Raw genomic sequence first — 18,188 nt, 5'->3', positions numbered from 1 at the left:
TGTTTATGAAATACCTATTATTGCTTTTACTTATAAGCCCATTTTCGCAAGCGGGTGAAAACCTTATTAAAGACTTTGGTTACTTTTATAGTGTACCGGAGCATGTTCAGATTAATGACTCTACGGTATTCAAAATAGCCTTTGATGTTGGTGATGGCGCTAAAAAAGGTGAGCAGAACAATTCAATTAACTCACTTGCACGTTTTATTAATATGCATGTAGCACACGGTGTAAAGCCAGATAACATTCAATTAGCGTTAGTGGTACATGGTAGTGCTAGCGTTGATGTATTGGCTAATAGTGAATATAAAGAACGTTTTAAAGCAGATAACAAAAATCAAAGTTTAATAAAGCAATTGTTGGCCAATAACACCGTGGTTTATGTATGTGGGCAATCGGCTACGCATTATAAAGTAGCACCAGAACAACTAATTGAAGGTGTGCAAATGTCACTTTCGGCGATGACAGCACATGCCCAGCTGCAACAGCAGGGTTATACACTCAATCCATTTTAATAATTAACATGACAAAAAATATTCTCTGCTTTGGTGATTCTAATACGTGGGCTTTAAACCCTGTAACGGGAAAACGCTTTGATGAAAATACCCGTTGGACATCGTTATTAAATAAAAACTTAGGGTGTGGCTTTAACGTAATAGAGGCAGGGCAGCCTAACCGCACGTTAGTGCATAATCCACCGTTTGATGGCGTGCTTAATGGTGTTAGTTATCTAAAGCCTTACTTGGATAAGCATGAGCTCGCCTTTATTATTATTGCCCTTGGTACAAACGATCTTAAAAAACGTTTTAATTTAACACCTAGTTTAATAGCTGGTGGCTTAAATGATTTAATTAACTCAATACATATTTATTATCAGCAAGGTAGTACTTTAAAATCTCCTAAAATTATTATTGCTAGCCCACCTAAAATAAGAATCACCGAGCAGTATTCGCGTATTTACGAAAGTGCAGATATAAAAGCAACAGAGCTCTCTAGTGCATTCAAAAGCGTTGCGGCTACTCATAAATGTACTTTTATTGATTTTACTACATTTATTAATGTAACAGCCGGTGATGGGATTCACTTTGAAAGTAATCAGCATTTAACGGTAAGCGCTAAAATCACTCAGTTTATTCAAAATTCGTTCAATAATTTTTGAATCGATCTGTTTGAATTTAATGCGACTTATGCAATCATCTAATAAAGTAGTGATATAAATTAACAACTTCGAGATGCTATGAAAAAGTACCAACAAAAATCTATTATAGCCGTTTTAACCGGAGGGTTAGTTTTTGTAATTGGCTGTTTTATTTTGCTCAATTTTGCAGCGCAGCAGTTAACAGCACAAACAAAGTCAGACGCTGAATATATTCTCGGTCATGTAGAAGGTGCAATTGCAGAGAGGCGTCGAATTCTTACCCCATTAAATAAGCTTGCGTTTAAGCAGTGTGACAACACAACCCTTCTTGAGATGCGCCGCGCTTTATTTGATGCAAAATATGTAATTGATATAGGCTTTTTTAAAGGTAACCAGCTAGTTTGCACTACTGGTGCAGGCTTATTAAGTAAACCAATTAACGACAAACAGCCTGACTTTATTCGAGATGGTGAGAAGGTCAGGGTTCGTTTTGAGCCAGAGCTTTATCTATTATTATTTAGTGAGCGCCCTATGGAGGTAATTATAGTCAGACAAGGGGACTATAATTTAATTATGCAGAGCACGCCCTTTACCAACATCGGAATTACTGCGCCAGATTGGGAAGTTATTTATAAAACACCAAATGCTTTGCATCATTTAGCAGGTAAAGAGGGGTTGTACCAGCAGGTAAAAAACAGCGTTTTCTTTCCTTACGAAACTAACTCAGTTTGCAGTTCTACAAGTAGTCAATATTGTGTAGTAGTGCACTTGCCTTGGAGTCTGTTTTTTTCTAATAATCACTTATTATTAATAATTTCGTTAATTTTAACCTGTTTAGCGGGCATATCGAGTGCGTTAATAGTTGATGCGAGGATTGCTGCACGCCGCTCTACCAATCAACGTATTCGTAAAGGGCTTAAAAAGGGATCATTTTATTGGACTTACCAGCCCATTATTTGTTTGCAAAGTGGCAAGCTGATTGGTTGCGAGGTACTTGCACGTTTTGAAGATAAGTACGGTGCTTTATTTCCAGATGAGTTTATTCCGGTTATTAGAAAAAATAATTTAACTTGGACTTTTACTGAGGCAATGATTGCTACCACAATAAAAGAGTTAACCTCTATAGAGTTATTGCCAGAAGGCTTTAAAGTGTCGCTTAATATATTTCCGTGTGATGTAGAGCTGGGTAATGTGTCGTTACTGCCGCAAATTACAGAGCTTACCAACTCACGCTTTATTATTTGTTTAGAGATAACTGAAGACGAGTACCTTGATACAAGCATTGCGCATGCTCATTTTAGAACCTTAGTTGAATCGGGATTTAACTTATCATTAGATGACTTTGGTACGGGTTATTCGAATTTAAGAAACTTACAAAATTTGAGCTTTCATCAACTTAAAATTGATCGTACGTTTGTTCAAGATATAGCAACTGAGGGCTTAAAAGCCTCTATGATCCCAAATATTATGGAACTTGTGCATAAGTTTAATTATACCTGTGTAGCAGAAGGGATTGAAACCACTGAGCAAGAAGCAATTTTAAAAACAGCGGGTGTGCATTACGGACAAAGCTGGAAGTATGGTAAACCCATGACTGCGTCTAAATTTAAAAATTATATAACTAATCAGCATTTTTAGATCTCAGCTGCCATACTAAACGTATCGGTATGAAATTTATAAATATTAGGTTTATTATGATCAAATTAACATTAAGTGCTTTTGCACTTTTACTACTTAGCGCATGTACAACACAGTACCCAAACCAGCAATTAACAGGTAAGCAGTTTCCAAGCATTAGTGGCGAAAGCTTAGAGCAAAGTATGGTGACTATACCTAGTGATTTTAAGGAAGATAAAACACTACTGCTCATTGGGTACAAGCAAGACAGCCAGTTTGATATAGACCGTTGGTTAATTGGTTTAGATATGGCGGGCGTAACGCTCCCTACATACGAACTACCAACCATTGCCGGCATGGCACCACGTATGTTTAGCACATTTATAGACAGCGGTATGCGCAAAGGCATCCCTAAAGAATTATGGGGTGGGGTAATCACTATTTATAAAGATGGCGAGACAGTTCAAAAGTTTACAGGTAATCAAAGCCCAAATAACTCTCGTGTGGTACTTATAAATAGCAGCGGCGAAATTTTATATTTTTATGATCGAGGTTTTTCGGTTGATGCGTTAAATAAATTAAAAGCGAATATTGAGTAGCCTTTAAATTCATTTGTTTAGGTTAATTAAAGTGAAAGGGAGCGAATGCTCCCTTTATATTGTATTTTATTTAAAACGCGTAACTTACACTAAAGCGCGTTGTACGAGGCATAATGTAACGACCATTTGGTGCATCAGCATTACGTGGATCACCTTCTGTAATGCCTTGCTCATCCGTTAAGTTATCTATTGCTACTTGAAGCTTGATGCCCTCCATTGGTTCTAATATTAAACCTAAATCAACTTTTTCGTAGCCGTCGAGTGTTACAGTGTTTTCGTTATTGCCAAAGCGATCATCAACCGCTGAAAGCGTACCGTATAAAGTTGCATACATACCTTGTAGCTCAAAATCGTAACTTGGCGTTATACGTACTTGCCATTTTGGTTGGCGCTGCGACTGGTTACCATCGTTTGTTGGGCTCTCTGTAATTTCAGCATCTTGTAATGTCGTATTTAAATTAACAGAAAAACCAGAATCATGATTAAAGTTGTAATCAAGCTCTATACCGTATGCTTCGTTTGTTAAAATTTCTGCTGGTACGCCAGGTCGTCTTACAAATGTGTCGCCTTTAACTTCATTTACAAATACGGTTGCATAAAAGTCGGTTGATTCAGTAATTAACTTATAGCCAAGCTCGCCTTGAGTTATTTCTTTAATAAGCTTTTCGCCGCCTTCGTAAGCATCAAAGTTATCTCTAAAGTCATCAAAGTAAGGCATTTTATAACCACGGTTAACACGGGCAAACACACCCATATCATCATTAATTGAATAGTTTAACCCTGTAGTCCACGATGTTTTACTTTCATCATAGCTAACGGTTTTAGTAATAATACCGTCAAGGCCCTCATCTACACTGTATTCTACTTCGTGGTTTTCTTGACGTACGCCAACATCAAGTGTAAACGCATCAGCAAATTTGTATTCACCGGTGACATAAAACGCGTTAGTGCGCGCATCACCTGTTGAGCTTATGTCGTAGTTAAAATCACAACCATCGGTGTTTTGATTACATTCAATCCCAGCCAATGCTTCGCCACCTGATTCAAGTACATGGTATGCAGTGTTACCTAAGCTCCACCAATCTTTTGCTGAAGTACTTGCAGTGTAATATCCAAAGGTTGTTGATAGGTCGCCAAATTTTTTCGAAAAAGCTAAATCATTAGTAAATGAGCTGATTTCTTTAAGTACTACCCATCGACCAAGTTGTTGGACTGGGGTATCGCTTGCGTATTCAGTGTTTGTAACTGCTCCAAATGCAGTTTGGCCGTTATCAGCAACTGCTCCAACCGTTGTTGCTGAGCCACTAGGTACTAAACCGTAGGTATTTGCATCGCCTTTGGTAATGTTAAAGCGATCTGAAAAATGCCAACCACCTTTTAGCTCTAGCTTAATACTACCGCCCGAAACATGGCCGTCCCACCCTCTGCCATCACCTAGGTCAATATCAAGTGCTTGTGCATCGGGGCCTGTAAATATTGTTGCTTGACGATTTAGCGTACCAAGTTGCGTATATTCTGCGTCAATACCATCAACATTAAGGGGTGTTGGTAAGTACCATGCACCGTGATCGTCTGTTTGGCGGGTATAAAAGTTAAGCTCACCGTTATCTAAATCTTTAGTAATGTTGATTGTAAATTGGCTCCCCTTTTCAGAAGTAAAGCCCGCATCACGAATACCCGGTGAGCTTTTTACGTAACCGCCAACCATAAAGTATAAATCGTCAGTAATTTCACCACTCATCACAGCATCAACTCGCTGTAAGTCGTAATCAGAAGTTGTGTATTTAAATAAGCCTTCTGTTTCTTCGCCACCACGTTTTAATCTAAAATTGGTTGTTAATCCTGGTTGTCCGTTAGATAAAACAGGATTAGGTCCACCACGCAGGGCTTCTACTGTCTCAATGGTTTCATCAACACGAAACATTGATGAGTTCTCTAAAAACGATAAGGTTGATGCTGGGTAAATTGGTGAACCTTCAATACTTAGCGTTAAAAATGGGGCATCCCCACCGCCAGGAAAACCACGAACAAATACATTCGCACCTGACTCACCACCTGAGCTTTCTACCCAAACTCCAGGTATTGCTTTAAATAAGTCAGCGGTGCTTTTTGGAGACAATTTAATAATTTGTTCACTATCGATATTAGTTACCGCATAGCTAGCATCTATTTTTCTTATTCCAACACCTGTGGGTGTTCCTGATACTACAATACGCTCAACTTTTTGTTTTTCTTGTGCTTGCTCTGCAGCAAATGCGCATTGAGTGCTAAGCGCTAAAGTAATGGCACACGCTAGTGTACTTTTTGCTTTACTGATTTTCATGTGTGTGATCCCGTTTTTAGTGTATTAAACAGTGTATTACTGCAGTCTTTTTACTAAAAATCATTGTAAATAGGCTGTGTATATTGAAACCTTAGAGATAAATGCAAACGTTTGCAATATTTATTTGTAAATTATTTATGAATTTATATAGTTTATTTATTGAGCTTATTTATATGTTAAACACTTTTTGGGTCGTTGTTCGCGCCAGCAAAAAATAATAATGCTATATTGTCAGCGAGTTAGATAATTGTATTGATCAGTGGTAAGCGACTATTTAGGAAGATCATGAATAACAAAAAAATTAAATTAACTGATTTAGCGAAACTAGCAGGCGTGTCTACCTCTACAGTTTCGCGTGCGCTTAATGATAATCCGCTAATTAAGCAAGAAACCCGCGATAAACTTCAGCGCTTAGCTAAAGAGCATAATTTTAGTCTTAATACGGCTGCAAGTCGGTTGCGGACACAAAAAACCAATGTAGTTGCGGTTATAATTAACCTTGACGAACAAACAGAGCAGTCGATTAGCGATCCGTTTTTACTTAAAGTAGTGAGCGAAATTAATCTTGCACTTAATCAGCAAGGGTTAGAGCTTTTACTATCTAATTCAATCATGGCGCAAGACGATTGGGCTAATTATTTTATTAATAGCCGCCGTGCAGACGGTATTATTGTTGTAGGTCAAGGTAAAAACCAAACCAATATAGAAAATGCAGCTAACGCAGGTATTCCGCTGGTGGTATGGGGAGACCCTAAAACACCTAGCAACTACCCCATTGTAGGAAGTGACAATTACTTGGGAGGCTTGCAAGCAACAACGCATTTAATAGAGCACGGAGCTAAAAACATTGTATTTTTAGGCGACCCAGAACATGGTGAAATTAGTGAGCGTCATAGAGGGTACTCTGCCGCATTAGCATCCCATAAATTAGAGCAACATGTTGTATCTATTGATATTACAAGTAGCTCAGCGTATCAATCAATTAACCAATTACTGCGTGAAAAAGGCCTTTATTTTGATGCTATAGTTGCATGTAGTGATATGGTTGCCTTAGGTGCCATGAAAGCCTTAAAAGAGCGTTATGTAAGCATTCCTAATGATGTCGCTCTAGTAGGTTTTGATGATATTGCTATGGCCGACATTAGCCACCCTTCATTATCAACTATCCGACAAAACACACAGTACGCAGCCACGCTATTAGTTCAAAAGTTGATGCAGCAACTAGCTGGTGAAAAAGTTGAATCACAAGTAATTGATATTGAACTGATTACCCGCCAATCAAGTAAAAGATAGTTTATAAATCATGTTGAGTTAATGTTAAATTTAAAATGCAAACGATTGCATTGAGGGCTATTCTAAACTAAACTCAAACCTCACTGATATAAACACACACTGTGTATGCACTCGTTATGGGCATACAATAAAGGTCGTTATAGCGTTTAAATAACGCTGTAAAGCGAGGGCAATTATGAGTAAAACAAAAGTCACACTGGCAATTGCAGCAAGTTACTTTATTTTCGCTATTTTGTTAAATAGCGTGGGCACCGTTATTTTGCAGGCAATAAATACCCTTGGGGTAAGTAAAACAGAAGCTTCAGTGCTTGAGGGGTTTAAAGATTTATCCATTGCGATAATGTCATTTGTAGTGGCTTCGTTTATTCCTCGCCTAGGCTATAAACTGGCTATGCTTGGGGCACTTACTGTTGTTGCCCTTGCTTGTGTAAGTACGGCTTTAATTAGTGACTTTTATACGTTTAAAATTTTATTTGCCGCCATTGGTTGTGGCTTTGCTGTGGTTAAAGTGTCGGTTTACTCTATTATCGGCCAAGTGACAGATGATGCAAATAGCCACTCTTCATTGTTAAACACCATTGAGGGCATTTTCATGGTTGGTGTGTTAAGTGGCTATTGGATTTTTACTGCTTTTATAGATCCAAACGATTCAACCGCGTGGCTCAACGTTTATTACTTGCTAGCAGCTCTGGCCCTAATCGTTATAGCGAGCGTAATTGCTGCGCCTATAAAGCCCGCCATTATAAGTAAAACTAAACGCTCCTGTTGGTTCGATTTTATCGCCATGCTTAAGCTAACATATCAACCGTTGGTACTCATATTTATAATTAGTGCTTTTTTATACGTATTAATTGAGCAGGGCGTAGGTACTTGGCTACCCACATTCAATAATGAAGTTTTAAAACTTCCTATAGCTATTAGTATTCAGCTGGCCAGTATTTTTGCTGCGGCACTTGCATTTGGGCGCTTAGTAGCAGGGCAAGTACTTAAACACATTCACTGGTTTGTTGTATTGAGCAGTTGTTTAATTGCGATGGCCGGCCTCATACTTATTACCCTACCGCTTACTGAGAATGTTACTGAAAATACAGTAATTAGCTTATTTGATGCACCACTTGCTGCATTTATTTTACCGTTAATTGGTTTTTTCATGGCGCCTATTTATCCGGTACTTAACTCAGTTATGCTCAGCGCTCTTGAAAAACATCGTCATGCCGCTATGACTGGCTTAATTGTAGTTTTTTCAGCACTTGGTGGAACAACAGGCTCAATAATAACTGGTTATGTATTTGAGCACTTTAGTGGCCAGCATGCGTTTTACCTTTCTTTGGTTCCCATTAGTTTGATTTTTATTAGCGTGATTTTTTTCAAAAAACGAACCGACGCTATCTCACAACACGCAACGACAGCTTAACAGTAAGGAAAGTTATGAGTTTTTTTGACAGCCAATTATTTAAAGATGTTCAAATGCAGCATGTATTTAGCGACTGTAAAACATTCGCAGATGCAATTGCGCGTGTTAATTGGCAAAGTGCATGTAAAAGCTATGAACAATTAGCGCCTTTAACTAATACGCAGCTTAGTGAGTTTGTAAACGCACACTTTATTACTTCCCCAGTGCTAGCAATGGGCACTGAGGCTGATACGTCATCGGTTAAACATTATATAGACTCGTTATGGAGTGGCCTTAGAAGAGAGGCGGATACCCCGAAGCAAGATTCATTACTAGCACTAAAGCACAGCTATATTGTGCCTGGCGGGCGCTTTCAAGAGATTTACTATTGGGATAGTTATTTTACAGCATTGGGCTTAATCGATGCAGATAAAGGTGATGTAGTTGAAGATATGCTACTTAACTTTGTCGATTTAATTAACGATTATGGTTGTATTCCAAATGGTAACCGTCGCTATTATTTATCACGCTCGCAGCCACCGGTTTTAGCACTCATGGTCGAGTTATTATGGGAACATACGCATAGCAAATCACTCAATACGCAATGGCTTGCTATGTGTGTTGCAGCACTTGAAAAAGAATATATATTTTGGATGCAAGACGCGCAGTTGCTTTCGAGTGATTTATTGGGCTCAAAGCGGGTAGTAAGAATGCCTTGTGGTGGTGTTTTAAATCGTTATTGGGACGATGTAAGTGAGCCAAGAGCAGAGTCATTGCGTGAAGATTTAGCGCTAGCGGAAGGGTTGGCGAAGGAGAAAAAATCTGATTTTTATCGTAATATTCGCGCTGCATGTGAGTCGGGTTGGGACTTTAGTTCTCGTTGGCTTGGTGAGTCTAATTTACTAAGCTCTATTCAAACAACTGATATTGTTCCTATAGATTTAAACTGCCTTATGTATAACTTAGAGAATCAATTAAGCAAATTCTTTCAATTGCTCGGCAATAGTGAACAAGCAGAGCATTACCAATTACTTGCCAGCAATCGCAAGGCGCTTATTAATGCTTACCTTTGGAATGAACCAACCGGTTTTTTTGTTGATTATAACTGCCGTACAACGGCTCAATCTCCAATACTTAGTGCAGCGGCAACTACTGCTTTATTTGTTAATTTAGCCAGTAATGAGCAAGCAATCAAGGTAGCTACAATATTAGCCAATGAATTTTTAAAAAAGGGTGGTATTGTTACAACTATTACTCAAACGCCTCAGCAGTGGGATAGTCCAAATGGTTGGGCTCCACTCCAATGGCTTGCGGTAAAAGGGCTTAATAACTACGGTATTACTCAATTGAGTACACATATAATGCAAAATTGGGTAAATATGGTTGAGCAAAATTTTGCAGTAAATAAGTGCTTACTCGAAAAATACAATGTGTGCACACCAGCGGTTTTAGCCAGTGGTGGTGAATATCAAGTACAGCAGGGTTTTGGTTGGACTAATGGCGTAACGACTCGATTTTATAAATTACTAAACTACTAATCCGATCTGTTATTTATCTTACAAAAGTAATTGTAAAAACAAAGGTAATGTAGGTTATGTATTGATTTAAAAGGTTTTTATCTGTTTTAGGGTGAGAAGCGGTAGCTTTATTTTAATACCAAAATCTCATTGTAAGTTGTATTTGATTTAGGTAATGTAGTGTAAATGTTTCAAGGACGAAATTTATGCCCCATAAAAATTCAGTATTTGTAAAAACAACGTTTCAATCATCTTTTCATTCACACAACTACACCGCTATTTTAAGAACATTACAAGCTTTGTTTGGTGATATTAAAATGGACGAAGTTATTCCTAAAGCTGAGCAGCGCACAAATTATGATTTGTTTTTAATCGATGGTGCTAAAAGCAAATGGCAAGATCTCATTCCCGCAGACCTTATTTGTTTAGCTAAACACTATAGTGTTGTTATCTTTAATGTTGATAAAGAAGATGTGTGCGAGCAAAACTTATTGCTTAACCATTTTAATGGTGTTTTTTATAAATCTGATGCGCCAGAAGATATTTTTAAAGGGTTAGTTCGTGTTGATACTGGCGAGCTTTGGTTTACGCGTAAAGTAATTTCAAAAGCTTTTAACGACATTTTAGCCGTGGCATCGTCATTTAATAACCTACATGACGACATTGAATTAAAGCAAGACGACTACGATCATTTAACAAAGCGAGAAAAGTCCGTTATTCATTTAATTGCACAAGGTGCGAGTAACAATACAATTGCTGATAAGCTCAATATTAGCGACCACACTGTAAAAACACATTTGTACAGTGCGTTTAAAAAAACTAACTCACGTAACAGGGTAGAGCTTGCGAATTGGGCTCAGCGTTACGTTTCTGTTTTATTACCAATGGCTAAATAAGAGTAAAGCCACCAAGACGTTATTTAAGTTATTTAAGTAAAAACCTTATCCTCTAGATTTTTTATAAGAGTTGGGTTAGCGAAGTACTTTCAACTCACTAACCACACAACCTATAAAGGCTACAATATGTAGCCTTTAGTTAATTAAGGAAATTAGTTTACGCCGATTTTTTAGCCCATAAGCCTTTATCAATACCTTTTGTTATGAGATCTGTGAGTGCTTTTTCTATTGCTTGGGTAACACAAATACTCATAGGTTCATTATCGCTAAAGCCTGCTTCTGCTTCTGCTAGTCGTTTGTAGCTTACGTATCTAAAAAAGCCTGCACGCATTTCTTGGCTAAGTACTTTTTTGCTGGTGGCTACACTCAGTAGTACTTGTCCAGTACGAACATCAACAGCGCGTAAGTATATTGAAATAGCATCTTCACGGTAAAGCTCTGATGCGCCTATACCAAAGTATTCCATACCCAAACCACCTGTTTTTACATTAGTGTCGTAGCTTATGATACCGCCCTCTAAAATGATTTTAGCGGTTGTTAGTGGAGGTAAATCAGCTTGGTTAGGATTATCGGCTTGGCCTGCACGAATAATTTTTCGCTCAGTTAAAATGTTTTGTAAACCTTCACGCTCTACCGGCGTAAACCAATCAGATTCATGTAATGCTTGTATGAGTATTGAGTTAGCACCTTGAGTAACGGCAGTCGAAAATGAGCTAACGTTAGTTTGTGGCTTATATTGACCTGTTTGATCTCTAAATGAGTACACTGATACAGGAATACTCCCGACCGGTTTAGGTAAGTTTTTCAGATCTGCGAATAATTCGGTTGGTTCTAAACTAACTGCTTTTTGTTGCGATGGTGGGATTAAATTCCCTAGGCTCGCACAACCGCTCAATCCTATTAGTATTATTGTTATTAGTAGTTTATACATTATCCAAACCTCGGTACTTCAATGATCACCACGGTGTCATCAATTATATTTGTTATTCTTACTGTAATAGAATCAGTTGTGCTGGTTATTACTTCAATTTGATAATCGCCACTCATAAATATGGAGTCTTGATTGAAAAGGCTATCTTCTATGTCCTCACCAAATGCCATATCGGTAATTTCTCTTACCATACGATTTAAATAGGTGCGCTCTAGAGTTTCTTGAAATTGTTCAGCGTAACCTTTTTCTATTACCGGTGCTTTATGCTTGTTTTGAGCTTGGGCTTTACTCAACAGCATATTTGCATTGAGTGGGTTACCACCAAAGCTTGGGTTAATTGGGGTGTAAATTATTTCAGTTGCTGCTGCTGAAAAGCTTAATGTTGTTATTATTATAAGGGCTATATTTTTCATTTTACCATCCATCTTTAGCCATATCGGGTGTTGACACTGCCATGTTTTCGCGAGCCATTGCATCTATCACTGTATAAACAGCCTGCTCCACACGCTCATTTAAAGGCTCTAGTCGTCTACCTAAGTAAGTTGCGTAAACAAGTTGGTTATTCATTATTAACGACAGCTTTGTGCCTGCTTTTGGAATGACCGTTTCTTTAATTTCAATGTTAAAACCTGCAGTTGAAGGGAGATCTCGCCAGTAATTAGAAAACTCAAAATAGAACTGATGACCAAAGCGGCTAATACTCCTATCAAGTAGTAGGCCGTCAATCTCCAACTCTTCAGCGGCATAAGATACGGGCATTAATAACAGAGAAAGCGAAAGTAATAATACTTGGTAATGGTTTTTATTATTATGCATAACTAAATGGGGAGAGTTGCTCTCCCCAACCTCAATAATTACATTTGAGTAATAGAAGTCACGTTACCGTCACCAATTTGGGTCACTGAAACAGTGCTGTTGAAACCAATTACGGCGCCTTCAACAATGTTATCGTTACCCATTTGAGTTACACTAAACGAAACGTTTTCACCACCTACTAAAAATGCAGGTTGATCCATTCCAACTACCCAGTTACCTTCGCCAGTTTGTGAAATATCAATGCTGTGGCCATTACCTTCAACCATCATATCAACTACGTTCATTTCACCTGTTTGAGCTAGGTCAATTTGGTTCATGTTGCTATCTAGAATACCAGCAAGTGTAACCATGGCTTCATTTTGAGAACCATTTTGCATAATATCGATATCGTTGTCGTTTGATGTTAAAGATATATCAGGGTATGAAGACTCAACAACAGCAGTGTTTTCTTGGCCAGACTGGATAACGTTAACGTCATTTTCAGACCCATTAAAGTTAACAACGTGCGCTGAATTTGATTCACCTACTTGGTTAATCATAAATTCGTTATCTGTACCTAAAACGCCCATGTAAGCATCATTTAATAAGCCAACTTGTGTAGCCGTTAATTCATTATCGTCACCAATAATATCAACAGTTGTTGAGTTGCTTAAATCAACCTGAGTTACTGTAACTTCGTTGTTTTGACCTTCGAATAAGTTTGATTCGATAGTATTTAAAGAACCTTCTTGGTCTAAATCAATTTCGTTTTCATCGCCTAATACAGCTACAAATGTTACTGCGTTAGTATTGCCTTCTTGTTCAATTGAAAGCTCATTTGCATCGCCTAAAATATCAGTGAAGGTAACAGTATTACGATCGCCGTCTTGTTCAATATCAAGCTCGTTATCGTTGCCTTGTAAAGAACTCACCTTAAAAGTATTCCAGTAACCGTTTTGCTCAAGACTCAGGCTATTCTGATCGCCCATTACAGAGGTTAATTCAGCTTCATGCCACTCACCTGTTTGTAATGAACTGATTTCGTTACCATTACCTTTCATATCTAAGTTGTAAAACCAATGACCACCAGTGCCTTGCTCTACATCAACGATATTGTCGTCACCAACAATCATGTTGACAGCTTCATTGTTTACAAAGAAGCCTTGGCCACTTTGCAAAACATTTAGGTAATTATTATTACCAGTAACTTCGGTAATTACACCGTTAGCAACGCCATCTTGGGCATATACTTGCTCGTTGTTGTCACCAATTGTTGTTACGCCAACATAATTACCTGATTGTAATTGAGTAACTTCTGTTGTGTTCTCGTTTCCAGTAGTCGAAACCTCAATAGTATTACTATCTCCCTCTTGCATTAAAATCGCGGTGTTATTATTTTGCGATTGCGCCAATGTCATTGAATTAGCGGTGCTAAGTATAGATATTTTTGTACTAAGTTCTGAGTTTGATGCTGATTTGTTGTCGGTATCTGCATATGAGGCAAAGCTGGTACCCATTGCTATTGCAACAGCACAACTTAAAAGTGATTTATTCAACTTCATTATTTTCTCCTTGAAATATTAAAATCAAATACCCTAAATGTTATAGGTTTTAATAAGGTATTTGTTGTTTCAGCATGCCGTGCCGATATATTTTTTGTGATCCGCTTGCGTAACTTTAGAAATAGGTGAAGCGTAATATGTGACTATAAATAATTAAGTTTTAATTTGTCATAAATATTGAACTAACAAAGTTTAAGCTCAAATTCATAATCACCCATTAACTGTATTCCCCTATTTCATTTTCTTAAATCATCATTTTTTACCAAATAATTAACCTTTTATTATCATTGGATTATGTGTGTAACTGGTGGGTTTTAATATAATAGTAAGAAAAAGCAGTAAAAAAGTTTGACCCTATAATGGGTAAGGTTGTAATGAGGCAGTTCATTAAAATGACTGTGTTTAGTGTTTTTTTTATAGCCAAACTGGTCAAAATTTATGATTTTTAATTCTTTTTAACTTTTTAACTTGTCAAATATCGTATTTACTAGTTTGCTTATAACTTGCCACGTGATCCCTTGTACTTGAAATAGTGAACAAACCCGCTTAGTGCTTCTAAGCTAACCCAACTATGGATAGAACAATGAAAACAAAATTATCTATTATTACGCTTGCTTTACTACCTTGTTTGGCTTCGGCTAAATTACCTGATGCAGGAGCTCTTCCACAAGCAGCTGCAAGTAGTGACTCTGTTATTGTTAAATATAAAAAAAATGCAACACCTCAAATGCGTAAACAAGCACGAAGCTTGGTTAAAGCAAAAATTACAGATTTAAATAATGATGAAGTTGATGATAACTTCACATCATTATTCTCAGGTCGCCTTGCTAAATTTAAAGTATCTGGCATGAGTACTAAAGAAGCTATTGAGCGTTTAAAGTCTCATCAAGCAATTGAATATGTTGAGCCAGATTACCGCGTTAGTATTGCTGCCAATACACCTAACGATCCACGTTTTGATGAACTTTGGGGCCTAAATAATGAAGGGCAAACAGGCGGCATTGCCGATGCAGATATTGATGCCCCAGAAGCATGGGAAATCTCAATTGGTAGTCGCGATGTTGTAGTTGGTGTTATTGATACTGGTGTTGACTACAGTCACCCTGATTTAGCTGACAATGCGTGGGTTAACACTGGTGAAATTGCAGGCGATGGTATTGATAATGACGGCAATGGTTACATAGACGACATTCACGGTATTAATGCAATTACGGATGCTGGCGACCCAATGGATGACCAAGGTCACGGTACCCACGTATCAGGCACTATTGGTGCAAGCGGTAATAATTCTACAGGTGTTGTGGGTGTAAACCATGAAGTTTCTATTGTTGGTTGTAAGTTTTTAGATGCCGCTGGTAATGGTTCAACATCAGATGCAATAAAATGTATCGACTATATGGTTAATCTTAAAAACTCAGGTGTAAACTTACGTGTTTTAAACAATAGCTGGGGCGGTGGCGGTTATAGCCAAGCGTTAGCGGATGCTATGACTGTTAGTGAGCAAGCTGACATATTATTTGTTGCTGCTGCTGGTAATGACGAAGTTGATAATGATGCAAACCCTCACTATCCATCAAGTTATGAACACGAGAGTGTATTAGCAATTGCCAGTACTGATAGCAATGATAACTTATCAGACTTTTCACAATGGGGCGCGACAAGTGTTGACATGGGAGCACCAGGCTCTGGTATTTTGTCAACAGTTCCGGGTAATGGCTATGCAAATTACTCAGGTACTTCAATGGCAACACCTCATGTTGCCGGTGTTGCTGCTCTTGTGTTGTCAGTAAACCCTGATTTAACAACATCAGAGCTTAAAGCGTTACTAATGAGTAGCGGTGACGCTAATGCTGCACTTCAAGGTAAAACGCTTGCGGGCACGCGCCTAAACGCAAATCAGGCGTTATTAGATGCCGATCCAACGCCAAGCTTTAAAATGTCTGTGACGCCAGCGTCACAACAAATAACAGTTGGTGAGTCTGCAACTTATACGTTTGAAATTGGTTCTATTGCTCAGTGGGATGGTGAAGTAACGCTTGAACTAGAATCTAGCCTTACTGGTGCATATTTATCAGAGCTAACTGCAAGCCCTGGCGAAACAGTACAGCTTAGTGTTGAGACCAATGGAAATACGCCATGGGGTAATTATGAGTTTACTGTTACAGCAACATCAGATGATATCGTTAAAGAAAAAACAGTAAGCTTAATGCTTCAACCTGCTGGTTTAAATGACTACACCTATACTAGCGAAGAAAATGTGGCGATTCCTGATAATGATCCACAAGGTGCTAATTCGGTAATTACAATTTCAGATGATTTAACTGTTTTTGGTACTTCTGTTGATGTAAATATTACGCATACTTGGTCTGGCGATATAGTCCTTACGCTAATTTCACCACAAGGCTCTGAGGTAACTTTACAGAGTAATGAAGGTGGCAGCGAAGATGATATTGTTAAAACATTTACATCAAGCGTATTTAACAGTGAAGTAGCAACAGGCGACTGGACGTTAAATGCTGTGGATACAGCGGGTGCAGACACAGGTAATATTAATGGCTGGTCACTTACGCTTAGCGCTATAGGCGAAGTAAGTGCACAACCGCCACGTGCAGGCTTTACTGTTGATACGCAAGGTTTAACAGCCTCGTTTGTAGATACAAGCAATGATGCCAATAACGACATTACACAGTGGAGCTGGAGCTTTGGCGATGGCGCTACATCAACAGATTCAAGCCCTATGCATGCATATGCGCAATCGGGTAGTTACGATGTAGAACTAACTGTTACTGACAGTGAAGGTAATACAGATACATTTACCCAAACCGTTGTTGTAAGTGACGTGACCCTTGAACTGAACTTAAAACGCGCTAACAAAACACGCCTAGGTACGATGCGTGTAGAACTTAGCTGGGAAGAAGTGGGTGCAGAGTCATTAAGCGTTTACCGTAATGGTGAGTTAGTTGATACCACTGCAGATAACGGACGCTACCGTGATTACGTGCGTGGAGCTACATTACCATCGTACGATTACCAATTATGTGTAACAGAAAATGTGTGTTCGAATATCATCACCGTTTCTTTTGAATAAATTTCACTACTCCTAAAGTAATTTAAGCCCAGCATTGCTGGGCTTTTTTATGTTTTACGATGGTATAATAAGCAATTAGAATTTATTTTGAATGGAGTATAACTATGCTTTTTTATACGGGTGGGTTTTAAGCCAGTGCTCGGCTATTTGCTCTCTCGTGGCAAACCATACCTGCTCATGAGAGCGGGCATATTTTAAAAACCGTGCCAATGCCTTTACTCTTCCTGGTCTGCCAATTAAGCGGCAATGCAAACCTATCGACATCATTTTTGGGGCGTTTTCACCTTCTGGGTCGCCTTCCTCGTATAGCGTATCGAATGCATCTTTTAAGTAATTAAAAAACTGATCGCCGGCATTAAAACCCTGTACGGCAGCAAAGCGCATGTCGTTTACATCAAGCGTGTAGGGCACAATGAGTTGTGGCTTACCTTCTTTAATACTGTAAAAGGGCAAATCGTCGCTGTAATCGTCGGCGTCATATAAAAACGTGCCATTTTCCGCCACAAGGGCTGCGGTATTTGGGCTAGTTCGGCCGGTATACCAGCCTTTGGGCTTTTTACCCGTAAGCGTTTGAATAATCTCAATGGCTTTTTGCATGTGCTCGCGTTCAGTTTGCTTATCTATATTTTGATAGTTAATCCAGCGCAGGCCATGGCTTGCAATTTCGTGACCGGCTTCAACAAAGGCTTTAGCTACATCGGGGTGGCGCTCAAGGGCCATGGCAACCGCAAAAATGGTGACCGGTATATCGTATTTTTTAAATAAACGCAGTAACCTCCACACGCCCGCGCGCGAGCCATATTCGTAAATAGACTCCATGCTGATATGGCGGTCTTCTACATGGGGAGCACTGACTATTTCTGATAAAAACGTTTCAGCGGCTGCATCACCATGTAATACACAGTTTTCGCCGCCTTCTTCGTAATTTAATACCACTTGCACGGCAATACGTGCTTTATTGGGCCAATTTGCATGAGGCGCATGTGGGCCATAACCAATTAAATCGCGCGGGTAGTTTTTAAATTGCTCGCTCATT

15 protein-coding genes are annotated in these 18,188 nt (G+C 38.7%); 9 read left to right on the top strand and 6 right to left on the bottom strand.

All coding sequences use genetic code 11. The features are described 5' to 3' along the window. The first annotated feature begins 5 nt into the window (after positions 1-5). From I6E85_RS17890 to I6E85_RS17875, 4 genes are all read left to right on the top strand, one after another. Positions 6-515, top strand: coding sequence for a DsrE family protein (locus I6E85_RS17890; RefSeq protein WP_169044724.1), 510 nt, complete (start codon positions 6-8; stop codon positions 513-515). Positions 516-523: 8 nt separating this feature from the next. Then, positions 524-1,159: an SGNH/GDSL hydrolase family protein gene (locus tag I6E85_RS17885; RefSeq protein ID WP_197237204.1), complete on the top strand. Its 636-nt coding sequence runs from the start codon at positions 524-526 to the stop codon at positions 1,157-1,159. A gap of 78 nt (positions 1,160-1,237) precedes the next feature. Then, entirely contained in the window at positions 1,238-2,776 is a 1,539-nt protein-coding gene (locus I6E85_RS17880; protein WP_197237203.1) for an EAL domain-containing protein, read from the top strand. A gap of 56 nt (positions 2,777-2,832) precedes the next feature. Then, the gene (locus I6E85_RS17875; protein ID WP_197237202.1) at positions 2,833-3,354 is read left to right on the top strand and encodes a hypothetical protein; all 522 of its coding nucleotides are present in this window, start codon (positions 2,833-2,835) and stop codon (positions 3,352-3,354) included. A gap of 70 nt (positions 3,355-3,424) precedes the next feature. Here I6E85_RS17875 and I6E85_RS17870 read toward each other — a convergent pair whose 3' ends face one another. Further along, positions 3,425-5,677: a TonB-dependent receptor gene (locus I6E85_RS17870; protein ID WP_024591994.1), complete on the bottom strand. Its 2,253-nt coding sequence runs from the start codon at positions 5,675-5,677 to the stop codon at positions 3,425-3,427. Positions 5,678-5,962: 285 nt separating this feature from the next. On the opposite strand from I6E85_RS17870, the gene I6E85_RS17865 reads away from it, so the two are divergent. The 4 genes from I6E85_RS17865 (at position 5,963) to I6E85_RS17850 (ending at position 10,776) form a co-directional block, all read left to right on the top strand. Beyond that, a complete protein-coding gene (locus tag I6E85_RS17865) occupies positions 5,963-6,970 on the top strand; it encodes a LacI family DNA-binding transcriptional regulator (RefSeq protein ID WP_007378432.1) in 1,008 nt (335 codons plus the stop codon). Between the two features lie 175 nt (positions 6,971-7,145). After that, positions 7,146-8,384, top strand: a complete 1,239-nt coding sequence (locus I6E85_RS17860) for a sugar MFS transporter (protein WP_197237201.1) — start codon at positions 7,146-7,148, stop codon at positions 8,382-8,384. A gap of 14 nt (positions 8,385-8,398) precedes the next feature. Continuing rightward, positions 8,399-9,901 carry a trehalase family glycosidase gene (locus I6E85_RS17855; protein WP_024591992.1) on the top strand — a complete coding sequence of 501 codons (1,503 nt, stop codon included), beginning with the start codon at positions 8,399-8,401 and terminating at the stop codon, positions 9,899-9,901. Between the two features lie 185 nt (positions 9,902-10,086). Continuing rightward, a complete protein-coding gene (locus I6E85_RS17850) occupies positions 10,087-10,776 on the top strand; it encodes a LuxR C-terminal-related transcriptional regulator (protein ID WP_024591991.1) in 690 nt (229 codons plus the stop codon). A 157-nt stretch (positions 10,777-10,933) separates the two neighbouring features. Here I6E85_RS17850 and I6E85_RS17845 read toward each other — a convergent pair whose 3' ends face one another. Genes I6E85_RS17845 through I6E85_RS17830 form a run of 4 tightly spaced genes read right to left on the bottom strand, consistent with a single transcriptional unit; the run spans position 10,934 to position 14,064 of the window. Further along, positions 10,934-11,707, bottom strand: a complete 774-nt coding sequence (locus tag I6E85_RS17845; RefSeq protein WP_007584410.1) for a CsgG/HfaB family protein — start codon at positions 11,705-11,707, stop codon at positions 10,934-10,936. Further along, positions 11,707-12,132: a curli assembly protein CsgF gene (locus tag I6E85_RS17840; RefSeq protein WP_024591990.1), complete on the bottom strand. Its 426-nt coding sequence runs from the start codon at positions 12,130-12,132 to the stop codon at positions 11,707-11,709. Before I6E85_RS17840 ends, I6E85_RS17845 begins: the two co-directional genes overlap by 1 nt. Then, the gene (locus tag I6E85_RS17835) at positions 12,122-12,523 is read right to left on the bottom strand and encodes a curli production assembly/transport protein CsgE (protein WP_197237200.1); all 402 of its coding nucleotides are present in this window, start codon (positions 12,521-12,523) and stop codon (positions 12,122-12,124) included. The genes I6E85_RS17840 and I6E85_RS17835 overlap by 11 nt, the downstream gene beginning before the upstream one ends. A 38-nt stretch (positions 12,524-12,561) precedes the next feature. Then, complete coding sequence (locus I6E85_RS17830; protein ID WP_024591988.1) at positions 12,562-14,064, bottom strand: curlin; 1,503 nt, start codon at positions 14,062-14,064, stop codon at positions 12,562-12,564. A gap of 583 nt (positions 14,065-14,647) precedes the next feature. On the opposite strand from I6E85_RS17830, the gene I6E85_RS17825 reads away from it, so the two are divergent. Further along, positions 14,648-17,152, top strand: coding sequence for a S8 family serine peptidase (locus I6E85_RS17825; protein ID WP_197237199.1), 2,505 nt, complete (start codon positions 14,648-14,650; stop codon positions 17,150-17,152). Positions 17,153-17,254: 102 nt separating this feature from the next. On the opposite strand, the gene puuE is transcribed toward I6E85_RS17825, so the two are convergent. Next, positions 17,255-18,187 (bottom strand): allantoinase PuuE, encoded by a 933-nt coding sequence (puuE, locus tag I6E85_RS17820; RefSeq protein WP_197237198.1) that lies wholly within the window; start codon positions 18,185-18,187, stop codon positions 17,255-17,257. Position 18,188 lies beyond the last annotated feature (1 nt).

Origin of the sequence: Pseudoalteromonas sp. NZS71, from assembly GCF_015864715.1 — a bacterium.
In the GTDB taxonomy this organism is placed as follows: domain Bacteria; phylum Pseudomonadota; class Gammaproteobacteria; order Enterobacterales; family Alteromonadaceae; genus Pseudoalteromonas; species Pseudoalteromonas arctica.
The sequence above is the reverse complement of the archived record's forward strand: the minus strand, read 5'-3'. Positions and strand labels throughout refer to the sequence as shown.